The sequence below is a fragment of the Corynebacterium sp. HMSC074A09 genome (genome assembly GCF_001811545.1).
In the GTDB taxonomy this organism is placed as follows: Bacteria; Actinomycetota; Actinomycetes; order Mycobacteriales; family Mycobacteriaceae; genus Corynebacterium; species Corynebacterium hiratae.
The window spans coordinates 1-14,469 of sequence record NZ_KV805119.1; the positions used below are offsets into that span (position 1 = coordinate 1).

At 60.1% G+C, this 14,469-nt stretch carries 15 protein-coding genes; 5 read left to right on the forward strand and 10 right to left on the reverse strand.

Annotated elements, in window-relative coordinates; genetic code table 11:
• Positions 1 to 121: 121 nt before the first annotated feature.
• The 3 genes from HMPREF2807_RS14325 to HMPREF2807_RS01935 form a co-directional block, all read right to left on the reverse strand.
• Positions 122 to 475 carry a type IIL restriction-modification enzyme MmeI gene (locus HMPREF2807_RS14325; RefSeq protein WP_016423158.1) on the reverse strand — a complete coding sequence of 118 codons (354 nt, stop codon included), beginning with the start codon at positions 473 to 475 and terminating at the stop codon, positions 122 to 124.
• 641 nt (positions 476 to 1,116) lie between these two features.
• Positions 1,117 to 3,009: a heavy metal translocating P-type ATPase gene (locus HMPREF2807_RS01930; RefSeq protein ID WP_070510049.1), complete on the reverse strand. Its 1,893-nt coding sequence runs from the start codon at positions 3,007 to 3,009 to the stop codon at positions 1,117 to 1,119.
• Positions 3,006 to 3,365, reverse strand: a complete 360-nt coding sequence (locus HMPREF2807_RS01935) for a Cd(II)/Pb(II)-sensing metalloregulatory transcriptional regulator CmtR (RefSeq protein WP_070510053.1) — start codon at positions 3,363 to 3,365, stop codon at positions 3,006 to 3,008. The genes HMPREF2807_RS01930 and HMPREF2807_RS01935 overlap by 4 nt, the downstream gene beginning before the upstream one ends.
• Positions 3,366 to 3,855: 490 nt before the next feature.
• Here HMPREF2807_RS01935 and HMPREF2807_RS01940 point away from each other — a divergent pair, with 490 nt between their 5' ends.
• Positions 3,856 to 4,164, forward strand: coding sequence for a HigA family addiction module antitoxin (locus tag HMPREF2807_RS01940; protein WP_029158886.1), 309 nt, complete (start codon positions 3,856 to 3,858; stop codon positions 4,162 to 4,164).
• A 54-nt stretch (positions 4,165 to 4,218) separates the two neighbouring features.
• On the opposite strand, the gene arfB is transcribed toward HMPREF2807_RS01940, so the two are convergent.
• The 4 genes from arfB to HMPREF2807_RS14105 all read right to left on the reverse strand — a co-directional run bounded on the left by arfB (position 4,219) and on the right by HMPREF2807_RS14105 (position 6,017).
• The gene (gene arfB / locus HMPREF2807_RS01945; protein ID WP_070510056.1) at positions 4,219 to 4,662 is read right to left on the reverse strand and encodes an alternative ribosome rescue aminoacyl-tRNA hydrolase ArfB; all 444 of its coding nucleotides are present in this window, start codon (positions 4,660 to 4,662) and stop codon (positions 4,219 to 4,221) included.
• A 31-nt stretch (positions 4,663 to 4,693) separates the two neighbouring features.
• Positions 4,694 to 5,203, reverse strand: a complete 510-nt coding sequence (locus tag HMPREF2807_RS01950; protein WP_232751597.1) for a putative glycolipid-binding domain-containing protein — start codon at positions 5,201 to 5,203, stop codon at positions 4,694 to 4,696.
• A gap of 77 nt (positions 5,204 to 5,280) precedes the next feature.
• Positions 5,281 to 5,667 carry a Fic family protein gene (locus HMPREF2807_RS14100; RefSeq protein ID WP_083306659.1) on the reverse strand — a complete coding sequence of 129 codons (387 nt, stop codon included), beginning with the start codon at positions 5,665 to 5,667 and terminating at the stop codon, positions 5,281 to 5,283.
• Positions 5,667 to 6,017, reverse strand: a complete 351-nt coding sequence (locus HMPREF2807_RS14105; protein ID WP_083306660.1) for a Fic/DOC family N-terminal domain-containing protein — start codon at positions 6,015 to 6,017, stop codon at positions 5,667 to 5,669. The genes HMPREF2807_RS14100 and HMPREF2807_RS14105 overlap by 1 nt, the downstream gene beginning before the upstream one ends.
• Before the next feature lie 354 nt (positions 6,018 to 6,371).
• On the opposite strand from HMPREF2807_RS14105, the gene HMPREF2807_RS01960 reads away from it, so the two are divergent.
• Positions 6,372 to 7,931: an ATP-binding protein gene (locus HMPREF2807_RS01960; protein WP_070510063.1), complete on the forward strand. Its 1,560-nt coding sequence runs from the start codon at positions 6,372 to 6,374 to the stop codon at positions 7,929 to 7,931.
• Here the strand turns inward: HMPREF2807_RS01960 and HMPREF2807_RS01965 are convergent.
• Both HMPREF2807_RS01965 and HMPREF2807_RS01970 read right to left on the reverse strand, forming a co-directional pair.
• The gene (locus HMPREF2807_RS01965) at positions 7,906 to 8,556 is read right to left on the reverse strand and encodes an MOSC domain-containing protein (protein WP_070510066.1); all 651 of its coding nucleotides are present in this window, start codon (positions 8,554 to 8,556) and stop codon (positions 7,906 to 7,908) included. The two genes, HMPREF2807_RS01960 and HMPREF2807_RS01965, sit on opposite strands and share 26 nt — an antisense overlap.
• 29 nt (positions 8,557 to 8,585) lie before the next feature.
• On the reverse strand, positions 8,586 to 11,114 hold the full coding sequence (locus HMPREF2807_RS01970) for a hypothetical protein (protein WP_070510069.1): 2,529 nt from the start codon (positions 11,112 to 11,114) through the stop codon (positions 8,586 to 8,588).
• Positions 11,115 to 11,229: 115 nt separating this feature from the next.
• On the opposite strand from HMPREF2807_RS01970, the gene HMPREF2807_RS13350 reads away from it, so the two are divergent.
• Both HMPREF2807_RS13350 and HMPREF2807_RS01975 read left to right on the forward strand, forming a co-directional pair.
• Positions 11,230 to 11,949, forward strand: coding sequence for a helix-turn-helix domain-containing protein (locus tag HMPREF2807_RS13350; protein ID WP_083306662.1), 720 nt, complete (start codon positions 11,230 to 11,232; stop codon positions 11,947 to 11,949).
• A gap of 20 nt (positions 11,950 to 11,969) precedes the next feature.
• Positions 11,970 to 12,683, forward strand: coding sequence for a Fic family protein (locus tag HMPREF2807_RS01975; protein WP_232751598.1), 714 nt, complete (start codon positions 11,970 to 11,972; stop codon positions 12,681 to 12,683).
• A 416-nt stretch (positions 12,684 to 13,099) separates the two neighbouring features.
• On the opposite strand, the gene HMPREF2807_RS01980 is transcribed toward HMPREF2807_RS01975, so the two are convergent.
• On the reverse strand, positions 13,100 to 13,708 hold the full coding sequence (locus HMPREF2807_RS01980) for a CueP family metal-binding protein (RefSeq protein WP_070510076.1): 609 nt from the start codon (positions 13,706 to 13,708) through the stop codon (positions 13,100 to 13,102).
• A gap of 115 nt (positions 13,709 to 13,823) precedes the next feature.
• On the opposite strand from HMPREF2807_RS01980, the gene HMPREF2807_RS01985 reads away from it, so the two are divergent.
• The gene (locus tag HMPREF2807_RS01985) at positions 13,824 to 14,204 is read left to right on the forward strand and encodes a zinc ribbon domain-containing protein YjdM (RefSeq protein WP_049154826.1); all 381 of its coding nucleotides are present in this window, start codon (positions 13,824 to 13,826) and stop codon (positions 14,202 to 14,204) included.
• Positions 14,205 to 14,469 lie beyond the last annotated feature (265 nt).

Consider the following 14,469-nt stretch of genomic DNA (forward strand, 5'->3'; position numbering starts at 1 on the left):
GGAAGTAGTCAACGACCTCCTCAACGGAAAAATCGAGGCCGGCGGCGGTAATCCCCCCACCACCAAAACCGAAATCCACCAGTAGTAGTGAACGACCCATGTTCGTCTACCGTGAGCCGCGTTATGGCAGTGACGTGTTCTCGTCGGGCACAGTCATAGTTCCCGGCGTTGCCAGCGACAGGGTTCTACACCCAGCAGCGGGACCGATCAAAATCACCCGCACGGGGAACGACCCTGCTGGTGGTTTCGATTTTGATGAAAGCGAGGAGACATAGCCCCTCGCCAACTCCCCGTAGCTGGCGAACAGTAGCTCCTGGCGCTGGCGCTCGTTGGTGAGTTTGCGTGCCACATCGAAAGCCTTATCGACTTCCCGGTCCAAGTTGTTGTGAGCCTTGAGCAGAATTGGGTCCATCGATAACGGGTTGTAGTGCTCCGCGAGTGACCGCTGGGGGTGCCGCTCGCGTGCCCGCAGCACCAACTGTCCAGCGTCGATGATTCGCTGCTGCGCCTTCTCATCTAGTTCACACAGAGCTGGTCCGCAGTTGTAGCTCCCGATGTACTCCGAAAAACGGAAAAAATAAATAGTGGGGATACATCAACCTTCCACTTTCCATTCTTCCGGCTCAGAGTATTGAGGGGTCTGGGACCGGGTCCGTAAACCCTTTATGTTTTTCGCGCACAGCGGTTTTTAGCGACGCACCCTATAGGTTTTCCGCAGAACTTATATGTGTTTCTGTGCACCCCATATGTTGTCTGTTTTAGCGGTATTTCGTTGTTAATTCCGCACGCGCGCATCAAATGGTTATTTATCGACGACACTCCGTCGAGTTCAAGTTCAACGTGTAACGCGAGGCGTTAATGACGTTTCGCGTTATTGGGGGTAGGTTGAAGAGCGCTGTCTCTAACTCGGGTTTTCGTTCGGCCTCGGTCCATTCCGCTACCTCGTGTGAAGAATCTGCAAGCGGTATCGAACCGTTGAACTATTAGGTTCCCCCACAGTTCCCGTGCCTGCACGCATCGAGAAGGACCAGGTGGTGAACTCGAATGACTCGCCTGGTCCAACGTGTGTGCGCTCGGCGCGTGGTTTAACCCTTATAAGACTTGCCGGTCACAGCCTCAGCGTTTCGCTCGTGCAGCCCGCAGGCCGTTCAAGATCACGATGACTTCGGCGACTTCGTGTACCAACACGACGGCGGCCAAGCCCAGTACACCGCTGATCGCCAGTGGCATCAACACGATGATGATGGCCAGAGACAGCACGATGTTTTGGTTGATGATCCTGCTGCCTCGGCGGGCGTGCTGCAGCGCCTGCGGGATCAGCCGGAGGTCGTGGCCAGTGAAGGCGACGTCAGCGGACTCGATCGCGGCGTCAGAGCCGGTTGCTCCCATCGCAATGCCCACCGTTGCGCCCGCCAGTGCCGGCGCGTCGTTGATGCCGTCGCCGATCATCGCCGTCGGCGTCTTGGAGGAGAGTTCGGCGACGATGCTTGCCTTGTCCTCCGGTCGCAGCTCGGCGCGCACGTCGTCGATTCCGGCGATTTCAGCCAGCGCCCGGGCGGTGCGAGTGTTATCGCCGGTGAGCATGCTCACTTCCACGTCGTTGTCGTGCAGGGACTGCACGGCATCGGGCACCTCGGGCCGCAACTCGTCGCGCACCCCGATCGCCCCGGCGAGAGCGTCATCGACGGTGACTAGGACGCAGGTCTGGCCTTCGGACTCCATGCGCTCAACGTCCGCCTTCAGTGGCCCGGCGTCGATCCATCGGGGGCTGCCGACCAGCACCCGTCGGCCTTCGACGGTGCCGCCGATGCCTTGACCGGCTTCCTCGCTGATATCCAAGGCGGTGGGCGCTTCGGGCTCCGTTGCCACGATCGCCGCGGCGAGGGGGTGCGTCGATTGCTGCTCAACCGCCGCCGCGAAGGAAAGCACCTGCGCCCGATCGAATCCGTCTGCCGGGACCACTCCGGTAACCTCGGGCTGGTTGCGGGTAAGGGTTCCGGTTTTGTCTACCGCTAGGTGACGGATGCCGCCGAGTCGCTCGAACGCCGCGCCGGACTTGATGACTACTCCGAACTGGCTGGCCGCGCCGATCGCGGCCACGACCGTCAGCGGCACGGAGATTGCCAGCGCGCACGGCGACGCTGCGACCAGGACCACCAGCGCACGGGTGATCCAAGTCTCGGGGTCGCCCAACAGCGAGCCGATCACGCCGACCAGCACCGCCAGGATCATCACCCCGGGCACGAGAGGTCGGGCAATCCGGTCGGCGATCCGGGCGCGGTCACCCTTCTCCGCCTGCGCCTGCTCGACGAGGTCGACGAGTGTGGTCAGCGAGTTGTCCGTTCCAGCTGCGGTCGTCTCGACCTCCAGCACACCGGCGGAGTTGATCGCTCCCGCGGGTACCTCGTCGCCGGGCGCAACCTCCTCCGGAATGGATTCTCCGGTGATCGCTGAGGTGTCAAGGCTGGAGCGTCCGGACCGAATGATGCCGTCCGTGGCGATCCGCTCCCCGGGGCGTACGACCATTAGCTCGCCAACCTCAAGGTCCTTCGCAGTGATCTCGGCCGTCGTACCGTCGCGCAGCACGGTCGCGGTTTGCGGTACCAGCTTCAATAGTGCCCGCAGTCCGCCTTGGGCCCGGTCCATCGCCTTGTCTTCCAGCGCCTCGGCGATCGAGTACAGGAACGCCAGCGCCGCGGCCTCTCCGACGAAACCAAGGATCACCGCGCCGACCGCGCTGATCGTCATAAGCAAACCAATGCCGAGCTTGCGCTTCGTGACAAGGTTCCGGATCGCTCCAGGTGCGAACGTGTAAGCGCCTAACAGCAGGCCAAGCCAATACAGTACCGTTGCGGGCGTCTCCAAGTCGGACCAGTCCAGCGCCAGTCCTGTAATGAGGGCTACGCCGGAGAAGATCGGTAGCAGTAGCTCGGGGTCCTTCCACCATGGCCGATCGAGCTCTTCGATCTCCGTGGCGGGTTCGTGTTCGCATCCACATGCTGAACTCATGCGTCCGTTCCTTTCTCGCCGCAGCCGGGCACCGAGCACTCATTGTCGATGCAGGGGGCATTCTCGTCGACGGCCAGCGTCGCGTTGACCAGCGCTTCGAGCGCCGCCGCGAGGTGCGGATCGGCAATTTCGTAGCGGGTCTTACGGCCCTCCGGCTCAGCGACGACGATGCCGCAATCGCGTAGGCAGGACAGGTGGTTCGAGACGTTCGAGCGAGTCAGATCCAAGCTTTGCGAAATCTCGGCCGGGTAGCCCGGACCGTCGAGTAGGGTCATCAGGATTCGGGAACGCGTCGGATCAGCCATGGCCCGGCCGAGCCGGTTCATAACGTCGAGGCGTGAAGCAATAGTCAGCATGTGCTGAACAGTACAACGTGTGCTGAACTATTCAAAATGCACTGAACTGACGGTTACGCGAAGGTCCTGCGACCTGCAGGAATTAGTCGATGGGATAGCAGATGACTGGTCCTTTGTGGTTCGGCTGCCACCCAACGCGGGAGCGACGTGCGCGGCGAGGTTCTCCAGAATCTTCACGTTGACGTCCACGCCATCCCGCACAACCTTTACGTGTTTCCATGCGCCCATATGTTCTCTGTGTGCTGACGTAATTACAGTTTTCTGATTGTTGCAGGCTAACGAGAAAGTAACTTTGCAACTACATGCCGTGGAGTTCAAATTTAACGCGCAGCGTTATTGACGCTTCGCGTTATGGGGGATAAGGTGAAGCATGATCCAGTCGTTCGCTGACAAGGACACTGAGCGTCTGTGGAATCGAGAGCGGATTCCCCCGGGAAACCGGCTCGAGGCGTTGAAAGGTGATCGGCGGGGCCAGAGGAGGTTGAGATCGTTGACTACCACTGACAAGCTCCCTCCGGTTCACCCCGGTGAGATCCTCATGGAGGACTTCCTCAAAGGAATGGGGATCACCCAGCACAAGCTCGCCGTCTCCATCGGCGTTCCGCCCCGCCGGATCAACGAAATTGTTCACGGTAAGCGCGCTGTAACCGCTGACACGGCCCTTCGTCTAGCGAAGTTTTTCGAGATGAGCCCCCAGTTCTGGCTCGGGTTACAGGCTCAATATGACTTGGACGTGGCGGAAGACAAGATCCTCTCAGAAATCGAGCGGATTCAACCGGTCCAAGCTGTCTCAGCGTAGCGGTTACCCGAACCAGGTCCGTCAGCGTGAGGATATGCATGCGGATGGTTCGAACTAGGGAATTTGGGGCCGCCGTCGCGTGGACTTGAGTTCCGAGCGCCGCTTTTTCGCTTCGAGACGGCGTCGCACCGAGCTCTGCGTCGGCTTGGTCCTGCGCCGCGGAGGAGGAAGCGGAGCGAGCGCCTCACGCAAGAGGGCGGCCATGCGCTCTCGCGCCTCGGTGCGGTTACGGACCTGCGAGCGCTGCGTCGACGCGCTCACGGTGAGCACTGTGCCGTCCAGGCGGTGTTCGAGGTTGTGAAGGACGCGGCGACGCAGGGCGTCGGAAAGCGATGAGCACGTAGCGATATCGACGGAAAGCTGCACTTTGCTGTCCGTAGTATTGACGCCTTGGCCACCTGGTCCCGACGACTTCGCGAACCGCTCCGTCAGGTCGGCGGCGACGATGACCAGACCCCCGGGGATCCCTGGGCCAGGCGCGATGGTCAGGTCGTTCATACCGCCCAGCTTAGTTAGAGTTGCTTCCGGATCAGACCCGCCGTGCGAGATCAGGGTAGTGTACGACCACGCCGCCACCGTCGACCTCCAACTCGACGTCGACTCCCCGTGTTCCGCTTTCATATCGGACAGTTTCAGAATCGACGGAGCTGTAGTACTGGTCTGATGCGATCACCTGGAGGGACGGTATATCAATCCAAGCCATGATCAGTTGCGTTTTCGGAACCTGAGTCTCAAGCAGCGTCAAGCGACGAATAGGCATTGTGTTGGTGAGAGGGCACAGACCGAGATCGCAATCGAGTGCGGCTTTCAGGTCGGCTGACTGGACGATACCGGGGGAGGGCAGATCTTCAGGCTGGGCACCCTCTTCATTGGTTTCCGCCGACCACACGCCTTGCTCGGACCTAAACAGCTCGAGGCTTCGCCCCCATCCGTCGCCTTCAACGTTCACCGTCACACGTTCGGTCACCCAGTTCTCCGCGGCGCGCAGCTCCCACGTGGCCTCGTATCCATCGCCGTATTGCACTCCGGAAGCGGTCAAACCGGCTCTTAAAAAATGAACTGCGGCCTAGTTCCGGATGAGGGGAATCTCGACATGCTCCCACTTATACGTGCGCTTCATGGTGAGGATTTTCCCACGCTTGATGGTGCGAAAAGGCAGGTAGCTTTCGATTTGGACCACGTACCGAGGACGAGGCATACCGGCAGAATGGTGTATTCAGTAAGTCCGCGACGCAGAAGAATCCCATGAATGAGAGCACGGCCAACGTGCCCGTTGCCGTCTGCAAAGGGATGAATCGTTTCAAACTGAGCGTGAGCAATTGCGGCCTGGATGAGAGCACCGTGCGAAGCGCCATCGAGGTAAAGACATAAGTCGTCCACGAGGTCATGGACTAGGCCTGGGGGCGCTGGGATGAACTCGGCCCCAATGGGTGTGTGGTTACTTCCACCAATCCAGTTCTGAATAGTGCGAAGACCAGTGGGGATAGAGCCCTTCTCCCCCATCAACTCTCTTTGGAGCTTTTCAAGAAGGCCGATGGAGATGTTGGTTCGGTGGCAAAGCTCTTCTCAATGGAACACAGAACGGTGAGGTTACGCGCAACCTCTTCCGCGCTTTCCTTAAAGCCGCGGACTTCCTTAAAGCCGCGGACTTCCTCCTTTTGGGCGAGTTCCGCGAGGACAACCTTGTCGACGTTGGGCGCAATACCTTCAATGCGTGAGGAAGAAATCGCCTCAGAACGCATGAGTAAGCGGGCCACAGACTTCAACTGGCCAGAAGCAGCATGACGGTTGAGATCCAAGATCTCTCGCTCGATACGTGCTGCCCGGCTGGTGAGCTCTGGGGAAAACTCCATGCCTTACTTACAAGATGGTCAGGGACATAGACCTAAAAAGGGCCTCCGGCCTTATCGCGCCGGGGAGTGCCGGAGCCTGATTCGGGGATCCAGCTCTCGGTAACGTAGTGAGGCTTGTAGAGGCTATCCATTCGTCAGACAGCAAATGAGTGGTTGGATAACTCTTATCCAACCACTCATTGCGGTTTATGCGCTAGATAAAGCTTAAACATACGGGGTTTCAGGGCCATAATTTGGCCTCAATGAGAATGTCAATGACACCTCAATGGGAAGATCAATGAGAACTCTTGTCATTGAAGAGGAATGAAGTTAGCATTGAGCCGTCATTGTTAACATTGAGGGCGGGTATTCATCGTGAACAATTGGTCCGAGAATCAGCTGAGAGAGCTATTGGCTGAGCTTGAGTTGCGCGGCGGTGATTCAACAACAGTCGAGGTCAAAACCGCTCAAGGGGGCACTCCGGACTCTCTACCGCAGACATTGTGCGCGTTCGCAAACATGCCGAGTGGCGGCCTTATCATTCTCGGTGTCAATGAGAAGGAAGGATTCATTGTCACTGGCATTGAGAATCCTTCGGAGATGGAGGCTGCTCTGGCCTCGCAGGCGCGTCATGCCATCACCCCTCCAGTCACAGTGCATACCGACAGTGTGGCAATAGATGGCACGCATGTCGTGATTGCGGAGGTTACGGGTCTTCCGATTATTGATAAGCCTGCTATCTACAGGGGAGAAGCGTATCTTCGAATGGCTGATGGGGACTACCGTATGAGTGCCTCGGAGCTGCGCATGATGGACGTGGCAAAGCTGCATGCCGAAGAGGCAGTGTCCTATGACACGACGATTGTGGAAGGCACGAGCCTTGCAGACCTAGATAGCGACGTGGTGCAAGATTTCTTGGTTCAGGCGCGGAAAAAGAATCGGCGACTATCGGGACTTACTCAAGATGAGGACGTCTTACGGGCGCTAGCGGTGACGACCGCGACTGGAGAGCTGACGCTTGCTGGCCTGTATGCGCTGGGTTTCTATCCCCAAGGGCATTTTCCCTCCTTAGCAGTAACGGTGGCGCAAAGGCTACCAAATGGTTCGAAGCACGGGCGAGTGTTGGGGTTGGAGACCTTTGAGGGGCCCGTTCCGGTGCTGTTGAACTCGGTAATGGGATGGGTAAGGCAACGTTTAGCCGCCGTACGGCGATATCGAGAGGACGGATCAATGGTGGAAGTTCCTGAACTTCCCCTTCCGGCCATTCGAGAGGCCGTGGCTAATGCATTGGTGCACCGTGATCTTGGGCCAAATACGTTGGGTGCGGGTAAATCGATTGATGTCCGCCTATTACCGGACAAGATGGTTATCTCCAGTCCAGGAGGCCTACGGGATCTGACGGTTGAACAGCTCAAGTCGAGAGATCTGGCGCGCCAGGAGATTAACCAGCGGCTCTATAGACTGTGCCGATATCTCAAAGCAGACGATGGCTCTTTTGTTATTGAGGGCGAAGGCGGCGGCGTGCAGCTCATGCTGGATGCCGCGCGAGAGCAAGGACTACCGGAGCCTGACCTGATAGATTCTGGCGTGCAATTTACGGTGAAGATGTGGCGGCCGGACACTCGTGGAGAGGCCCGTATCTGGGAGCCACTACGCAAGGAGGAATCAGGCACCGGCCCGGAACGACGAGTGGATGCACCAGTGACCTTGGAACGCCTGGGTGTTAACGCCCCGCGCGTAGCGGAGGCGCTGCGTACGGCGGCACAACCGCTGTCTATCGGCGAAATAGAAACAGCCACAAACCTCACTCGAGCGCAGGTCCGATATGCGCTGAAGTCACTGGTGAAGGCACGATTCGTGCGTATGGATGGTACGCGCGGCTCACAAGCGACAACCTATGAATGGCTAGCTAACCGCGGGATTGCAGGCTCTTAACCAGCTGGTCGTGATGAACGGGAGCGAGGCAGCCGGCGTCGACGACGCGCCGGGCCAGCTCCTTGTCCCCCATCTTGGCGGCGAAGGCCATGCCCATGGTGATGTCATGGTCGGGGCGGCCGATAAGCGAAATTTCATCGCCAGGGTTGATGCGGCCGGGTTCGATGATGCGCAGGTAGGAGCCACAATCGCCGCGCTCCGTGAAGGACTTGAGCCAACCGGGCTCGTCCATCCAGCCGGAGAAAGTGGCGCAGGGCGTGCGCGGGATAGACACTTCGAGCACGCACTCCCCCACCTGAATGCGCTGGTTGATCAGCATATTCGGCCAGGAAATCCCTTCTGTGGTGAGGTTCTCCCCGAAGTAGCCATCACGCAGCACGCGGTTGAGCGTGCCCTCCCAGTAATCGAGCTCCTCACGGGCCACGGCATACACGGCCTTCTCGGCACCACCGTGGTGGGCGTGGTCACCGATGGAATCCCCCACTACGCCGGAGCCGTCACCGTAGTTGGGCCCGGGTATCTCCAGGTCCAGGAAGGGGCGTGGCTGCTTATCGATGCCCGTGTACTCGTGCCGCCCGTGCGGCTCGGGGCGGCGGACAGCGACGTTCGTGGAGATAACCTTCATGCTCACCCATTGTGGCACACCTCACGGGCTTACAGGTCGCGATCGTGGAAGAGCGCCTCCGCAGTCACGAGGTCGTAGAAGAAGAGGCGGGGGGCGAGCGGGAGGACGTCGGCAAGCATGGGCATGTCCTCCTTGAGCAGGGGGCTTTCCATGATGATGTCATTCGCCGCAGCGCGGGAGGCTAGGGCGAAGGCATAGGAAATATAGGGCATCCAGGCCGCTGCATTGAGCTCGTCGGCGGTGTTTCCGCTGGCAAAGGCGCCCAACGCGATGAGGGTGTGGTTGACGGACATGTCAACGCCCGCGTTTTGCACCAGCGAGGCCAGTGCCGTGGCGTCCTTGCGCAGGTGCTCGATGGTGCCCAGCGCATCGAGGGCGCCGTTGTTGGCAAAGCACTCGCGCAGCGCGGCGACGCGGCCGGCCTCCCCCATCAGGTCATCGACGGGCGGTGTGGGGCTGTGAATGGTCGCAGCATTGAGCAGCATCGGGCGGGTCAGGCCATCGGCGCCGGTCTCGCGCACGGCGGTGAGCTCGGGGTTCTCGCTGGCTGAAGGATCGAGGAGAAGATCCAGGTAGCTATCGGAGCTGGACTCGGCAGTGGGCTCCAGCGGCGAGTGGAACAAGCGCGTGCGCGCAAGCGAGCGGGCCTGCTGGTTCACGCTGACGCCGGTCCGCGCTAGGGCGTGGACCGCAGCCTCCGGTTGGGCGCGCAGGCGATCGATGGTGCTGTCGAACATCGCCTGCAGCTTCGGGTTGGGGCTGCGCTGTGAGAGCACGTGAAGCGCGCGGAAGGTGTCCCAGAGCTGCTCCGGGGTCCAGTCCTTTGAGGCGAGCGCCGCCGGTGAGCCTTCCGGCGTGATCACAATAGAGGCGCTGGAGGGGCGTGCAGGGGCGGCGAGGTTGGAGGAGGCGCGGAGTTCGCGGACGTCGACAAGCAGCGAGCCATGCTCAGCAAGCTCCGCGGGCAGTTCAAACCCCTCTTCGGTGGGCGTGAGTTGGGTGGGCGCTACGGTGGGCTCGGCCAATGGCCAGGCCCAGCCTACTAAATCTGCCTGCGGTTCTGCGTTCTGCTCAATGATAATCTCATCGCCGTTGAGCAGGCCGCGGCTGACGAACGGGGACTTTCGGACAGTGGCCAGCGCCGCATAGATCAGGCTGGTGGATGCGGAAGCTTCGTACTCGACGATGCGCCGCTCCAAGCTGCGGGCCTGGTGAGCCTCGCGCTCCCCCGCCGGGAGGGAGTCCAGGTAATCTTCGTAGGACAGTGTGGACCACATGAGGAAGAGCTCAGCCGTTGGTTGCTTGCGCACGGCGTTGGCCAGCGCGGCGTTGGGGACGGCGAGGCTGGTGACCGCCTGCGTCGTCTTTGAGGTGCGCGCCAGTTCCTTGATTTTCTGCCGGCCGTCGATGGTGACGAACTTCGCCAGCGGCAGTGGGCGCGGCGAGTGGACGGTGAACATATCGTCCTGATCGAGCTGGCCGGCAAAAATCACCGGCTTATCGGAGTGCTCGGTGGGCTCCAGGCCGATGCGCTTGACGCGGCTGAACAGGGCCTCGGGCCAGACATCGAATTCCAGTTCATAGCCGGCCTCGCTGGCCACGACCTCGCGGCGCGAGACCTCGGTGTCCTCGAAGGTGCGCAGGCCCTTCTCCAACGCGATGGGTTTCTTCGGCGGGGAGGCTAACGTGTAGCTGAAGGCCGAGTGCGCGCCGAGAGCATCGATGATGCGGAAATCCATGCCGCGCGGACCGTCGTTGGTGGCGCGCATGTGGAGGCCCTCGGCGAGGGAGATGAAGCGGACGTCGACAAGCTGCTCGTCGTGCCACAGCGACACCTTGTAGCGGCCCACCCACGGGTCTTCGTAGAGGTCACCCGGGAAAGGCTCGGCGATGCCTGCGTCGAAGGTCTGCTCCGAAATCTCCTCCTGCTCGCCCCCGAGGGGCGCGTAGGTGAGATCGATGCGCCACTCCCCTTCCGCAATGAGGTGCACGCGCGGCGACTTGGTGAACACGGGCTCGTTATCGAGGCCCCGGGCGTTGGGCAGGGTGGCGACGTCGAAGTCCCACTCGAAATCGCCGTGCTTGGCGACGTCCACCGGTTCCCTCTGCGGCACTCGGACCTGCTCCGGCAGCGGGCCCACTTCCCAGCCGGCCCAGATGCCCAGCGGCTCGGCATCCTCGAGCGTGCCCTGCGGCGCGATGAGGGTGGTGCGGTCATAGACGATGAAGGGTGCTTCATCGGTGATGCCGGTGAAGGTGACGGTCTCGATGAGGTCCTCATCGCCATCGCGCAGGGTTACCTCGATGCGGGTAAAAGGCCCGGGGATGCCGACTTCCAGCGGTTCTTCGGTGGCGAATTCGCGCACCGAATGGGGGCGATCGATGAAGTGAGACTTGACCACCCACCGAGGATCAGACAGATCTGCCTCAGGATAGGTAGCCGGCAGCTCCAGCATGAGAATGTTGCTCCCCCGGCGCAGTGAAATCCGGGGACCCTGTTCGGTGAGGTCAGTGGTGACCAACGGCGTTGTGGGAAGTGAATAAATCTCCGCGCTCATTTGCTTCATCATAGGACACGGCGGGGTGGTGTTGCCATGTCGCTGGTAGGCGGCCTGACTGTCCTATCCGTAGGACAGGTGTCCTATTGATAGGACAGTTGGCTATAGTAGGGCCATGGACCCAGTACAACTCCTCAAGAAAAGCCCGCTGAGCCTGAGCGAAATCTCGCGGCGCTCGGGAGTGTCGCGAAATACGCTCAATCTGTGGTTGCGTGGGACAGCTCAACCGAGCTTGACCGGGTTGGCCAAGGTAATGCGCGTGCTCGGATACGAGGTTTCCGTACAGGTACACCGCATGAGTGATGCCGCGGCCGCGACAGCCGCCAGAGTGCTTCTTGGGGAACTCGCAAGTGAGGAGCCAGACGTTAAAGCCTGGATTGACCGCTTCGTGCAGTGGGGTGACACCCCGGCCGGCGGCGGTAGCTGCCAGGCTCTCATTGAACGGGCCGCGTGGGCCTCCAACCCATATGGCCGCCACGGGGCTCTCCACTTCTTACCGTCAAATCCCATAACGATTGCTTCAGCGGTTGATGCGAGTGGGCAAACTTGGGCGATGTCGGGTGCTTTTGCAGCGCAACGAGTCGCGGGGCAGATCGCAGGTGAAGAAGAACCTCAATCAACATTGATCTGGTGCACAAATCCAGCAGACATCGTGTCTTCATTGCCCACTCGGATCCGTGCCAGTTCTGAGCCCGTATCTGGAGGGATCACGCTCGTGCCAGTTGCTGGTGAAGAGCTAACGGGCGCAACAAAAGAATCAGGAATACACTACGTGTCACCGCACCAGCTTGCTATCGATGCGTGCGCAGAAAACTATGTGGGAGGGCATAGGTGATGAGAAGAGCGACGAGCCGAGTGAGCTGGGAGCACCATGAGCGACCTCTCATTGCGGAGTTGGGGACCAAGCGTGCGCTGTTTCGACTAACCAAGCAACTTCCTGACTTGGTGTGGAATGCCGCCGCGCTGGAAGGAAACACGTTCACTCTCCCGGAAGTCCGCACTCTGCTCGATGGCGTCACTGTGGGTGGGAAGGCACTTGCTGAGCAGCAACAGATCTTGGACTTGTCAGAAGCGTTCAACCTGCTCCATGAGCTGGTCATCCAACAAGAATTTGCGGTGGACAAAGCCACCAGTGACGCGCTTCATGCTGTCCTTGCAAGGAACGAGGCTCTCGATGCCGGCCTTTTCCGTGGTGAAGGCCACGTGGAGGGAGACGGCGGTGGCGTGCGGCTCATGGACGGCGGGTTCATCCCCTTCGACCCTGCTGAAGAGTTGGGCGAAGCCCATGCTGATCTGTTGGCTTCCCTTCAGGGAAGTGGTGACCCCGTCGAGCAAGCGTTGGCCTATTTCTGTTCTGCAACACGCAGCCAGTTCTATTTCGATGGGAATAAGCGGACCGCCAGGCTAGTGGCGTCCGGCCTCTTGCTGAGTCATGGATACAGCGCATTGAATATCCCTCACGCGCGGCGGCTGGAGTTCAACCTTGCCCTCGATGAACTGTTCCGATCCGATGACGCTACGACCTTGATGGACTTCCTGTATGACTGCCTAGAGGAGTCCTCCCAGTAAGCGCAGTAGGCCCTCCGCTTCCGAAGCGGAGGGCCTACGTGGGGGCTGAATGCTCAGCGCATCCTTTAGTGCATAGTGCTGTAGTGCTTAGCGGAACATCTTCTGCAGAGCGGAGAAGTCAGCCTTGACCACGCCGACAGACTGCAGGAATGCGGCGATGGCGCCGAGCAGGGCAGCCACAACGCCTGCGCCCAAGAAGCCGGCGCCGACGGGGTGGCGTGGCTAAAAGGAACAGAGTTGACGACACCAGCGGACTTGTTGTGGTCAATTGCCTGCTCGGAGATTTCTTCAGGGAGTGGCCGTATGGGGACTTGCCCAGAACACTGTTGACGTCGGCAAGCACTGCGTGGACACCATAAAACGACAAACGGTGAACCCCAGGAGGTGGGATTCACCGTGGTGAGTGAGTGGGCAGATTATGCCATCTGCAGCGTGGTCACGCAGGTACCGCCTTCGTCAGAGGTATCCAGGGGAACCTCGCCGGTCTTGCCGTCCTGCTCGATGGTGATGGTGCCCTTCTTGTCGGCCGGCAGCCAGTAGCCAATGAAGCCGTTGTCGAACGTCGTGGTGTCTTCGTTGACTAGCTCATTTCCTTCGTCATCCGTGATGGTGACGTGGATGTCTTCCTGGCTGAGCTCACCGGTGCAGGTGGTCAGGGAGTGGTTGAAGCAGTCGTGCGTACGGGAGAGGTACGGCGCAATAGAGAGGTAGAACTTGTCCTCCGGCAGCGGCAGGGAGGCCTGACCCTGTTCAGTAGCGAGGATGAGCTCGTTCGGGCGCACGGATGCGAGGAGATCGCTATTGCGCTCGTCCTTGGACTGGCGGTCCAGCTTGTCCACGATTTCCTGGCCATCCAACCCTTCGAGATCGAACCCGGCCTGGATCTCCTCGGCGGAGACCTGCTGGACCTCGGTGGTGGCAGCGGCGCTCTTCGAGGCTTCACTCGGTACGGGGCTGTCAGTAGAGCAAGAGGACAGGGTGATGGCTGCGGCGCAGGCAGTGGTGAGGGCGATGAGGCGTTTCATAAGTCTTCCGAATGGGTCCGATTGTGTTTACTCAAGCCTATACCCCACCCGGGTATCTATCAATGGAATGAGAGAAGGATCATCTTTTCGTGCTACGCAGGTTAAACTCTCCCCTATGTCTGATACTTCGGCCGCAACTCTGCCGCCCTGCCCCGAATGCTCCTCTGAGTACACCTACGAGATGCCGCCGCTTATCGTCTGCCCGGAGTGTGCGCACGAGTTCTCCGCCGACTCTGCTGATGCTTCGGCCTCGGAAGGAAGCGAACCGACCATCGTCGACTCCGTGGGCAACGCGCTTGCTGACGGCGACACGGTCACCATCACCAAAACCCTTAAGGTCAAGGGCGCGCAGCAGCCGCTGAAGGCCGGCACGAAGGTGCGCGGCATCCGCCTGAACTTCGACGCCGGCACCGGCCAGGAAGACCACAACATTGATTGCCGGATTGATGGTTTTGGCGCGATGAAGCTGAAGCCTGCTGTGGTGAAGAAGGTTTAGTAGTGAAGACGATGTAGGGCTACCCCAGGACTTTTACTGGTCCCGACTTGGGTCATGGGGTGGGTGAGCACCGACTTGCTTGAGACCGCTGCCTTTTGTCAGACGCCTCCTGCAGGTCGATGGAGGCGCGCAGACGTTGCGCGCTGCGAGGGGAGCAAAGAAGGTAATCCGCTTCGCGAAGATGCGTACAGTGTTCTACGGGAACGGTCGTTGTGTCCCGACTTAGGTCATCGGGCAGGTGCCGCAACGTCACTCTTGACGCTGC

Bases quoted from the DNA above. Each gene is read 5' to 3' on its own strand.
- HMPREF2807_RS01980 (WP_070510076.1), bottom strand. From the start codon at position 13,708: ATGAAACGCCTCATCGCCCTCACCACTGCCTGCGCCGCAGCCATCACC.
- HMPREF2807_RS13350 (WP_083306662.1), top strand. From the start codon at position 11,230: ATGGACCCAGTACAACTCCTCAAGAAAAGCCCGCTGAGCCTGAGCGAA.
- HMPREF2807_RS14100 (WP_083306659.1), bottom strand. From the start codon at position 5,667: ATGGGGGAGAAGGGCTCTATCCCCACTGGTCTTCGCACTATTCAGAAC.
- HMPREF2807_RS01970 (WP_070510069.1), bottom strand. From the start codon at position 11,114: ATGAGCGCGGAGATTTATTCACTTCCCACAACGCCGTTGGTCACCACT.
- arfB (WP_070510056.1), bottom strand. From the start codon at position 4,662: ATGAACGACCTGACCATCGCGCCTGGCCCAGGGATCCCCGGGGGTCTG.
- HMPREF2807_RS01965 (WP_070510066.1), bottom strand. From the start codon at position 8,556: ATGAAGGTTATCTCCACGAACGTCGCTGTCCGCCGCCCCGAGCCGCAC.
- HMPREF2807_RS01935 (WP_070510053.1), bottom strand. From the start codon at position 3,365: ATGCTGACTATTGCTTCACGCCTCGACGTTATGAACCGGCTCGGCCGG.
- HMPREF2807_RS01985 (WP_049154826.1), top strand. From the start codon at position 13,824: ATGTCTGATACTTCGGCCGCAACTCTGCCGCCCTGCCCCGAATGCTCC.
- HMPREF2807_RS14105 (WP_083306660.1), bottom strand. From the start codon at position 6,017: ATGGAGTTTTCCCCAGAGCTCACCAGCCGGGCAGCACGTATCGAGCGA.
- HMPREF2807_RS01930 (WP_070510049.1), bottom strand. From the start codon at position 3,009: ATGAGTTCAGCATGTGGATGCGAACACGAACCCGCCACGGAGATCGAA.